The 1,426-nt window shown below is 63.2% G+C and carries 1 protein-coding gene and 1 pseudogene; both read left to right on the top strand.

Annotated features, from left to right (window positions below):
• The first annotated feature begins 149 nt into the window (after positions 1–149).
• The gene (gene prfA / locus EN935_RS35895) at positions 150–1,229 is read left to right on the top strand and encodes a peptide chain release factor 1 (protein WP_109658621.1); all 1,080 of its coding nucleotides are present in this window, start codon (positions 150–152) and stop codon (positions 1,227–1,229) included.
• Positions 1,222–1,426 (top strand): annotated as a pseudogene (locus tag EN935_RS35890) (protein-(glutamine-N5) methyltransferase, release factor-specific); the annotation flags it as partial. The gene prfA and the pseudogene EN935_RS35890, both read left to right, overlap by 8 nt.

Raw genomic sequence — 1,426 nt, 5'->3', positions numbered from 1 at the left:
GGTCAAGGCGATGCTGACGGAACTGCCGCTGGATGAGTTGGAGGCCTTCTTCGACGACAATCTGATGGCGCCGGCGCAGGGCTTGCCGATGCGGGCGCTTTTGCAGGCCTTTGCCGACGACCGTTCGATTCCATTGTAGTAGCCTCATCATGGTCAACCTGCCCCGCGATCGTATGGATCAAGTCGTCAAACGTTTCGAGATGCTCGAAGCGCAGATGTCGGCTGGCCCGGCGCCGGACGCCTATGTGCGGATGGCGTCCGAATATGCCGAAATCCAGGACATGGTGGCCAAGGTCAGGGCACTGCGCCTGGCCGAGCATGAGCAGGCCGACCTCGAAGCCATGCTTGCCGACAAGGGCACCGACGCCGAGATGCGGGCGCTCGCCGAGGCCGACCTGCCGGAGGTCGAGGAACGCATCGAGGCGCTGCAGAAGGACATCCAGATCCTGCTGTTGCCCAAGGATGCCGCCGACGACAAGAACGCCATTCTCGAAATCCGCGCCGGCACCGGTGGTGATGAGGCGGCCCTTTTTGCCGGTGACCTTTTTCGCATGTATGAACGCTACGCTGCCGAACGCGGCTGGCGTTTCGAGACGGCCTCAGCCAGCGATGGCGATGCCGGCGGCTACAAGGAAATCATCGCCACGGTGTCGGGCAAGGGCGTCTTTGCGCATCTGAAATTCGAATCGGGCGTGCACCGCGTGCAGCGCGTGCCGGCGACCGAAGCGAGCGGGCGCATCCACACGTCGGCGGCAACCGTCGCGGTGCTGCCCGAAGCCGAAGAGGTCGACATCGACATCAGGGCCGAAGACATCCGCATCGATACGATGCGCGCCTCGGGTTCGGGCGGCCAGCACGTCAACACCACCGATTCGGCTGTCCGCATCACCCATTTGCCGACCGGCATCATGGTGGTGCAGGCGGAAAAGTCACAGCACCAGAACCGCGCCAAGGCGATGCAGATCCTGCGGGCCCGGCTCTATGACCTGGAACGCGGCAAGGCGGACGAAGAGCGCTCGGAATCGCGCAAGTCACAGGTCGGTTCCGGTGACCGCTCGGAACGCATCCGGACCTATAATTTTCCTCAAGGCCGCGTCACCGACCACCGCATCAACCTGACGCTCTACAAGCTCGACAGGGTGATGATGGGCGAACTCGACGAAATCATCAACGCGCTGATCGCCGATCATCAGTCGAAGCTGCTCGCCGATATCGGCATCGATGGCTGATCAACTGCCCGAGACGCTGGGGCAGTCGCTGCGGGAAGCGCAGGCTCGGCTTGCCGCCGCCGCTGTCGATGATCCGGCCCTCGATGCGAGGCTGATCGTCGAGCATTTCTCCGGCACGACACGCACGCAAGCCATCGCGGACCCCGAACGCAAGGTCGACGCTGGCATTGTTGCCGAAATCGATGCCGCCTTAAGAC

Origin of the sequence: Mesorhizobium sp. M7D.F.Ca.US.004.03.1.1 (assembly GCF_003998635.1) — a bacterium.
GTDB lineage: Bacteria > Pseudomonadota > Alphaproteobacteria > Rhizobiales > Rhizobiaceae > Mesorhizobium > Mesorhizobium loti.
The sequence above is the reverse complement of the archived record's forward strand: the minus strand, read 5'-3'. Positions and strand labels throughout refer to the sequence as shown.

Excerpts from the sequence above, each read along its gene's own strand:
- prfA (WP_109658621.1), top strand. The coding sequence starts at position 150 with ATGGTCAACCTGCCCCGCGATCGTATGGATCAAGTCGTCAAACGTTTC.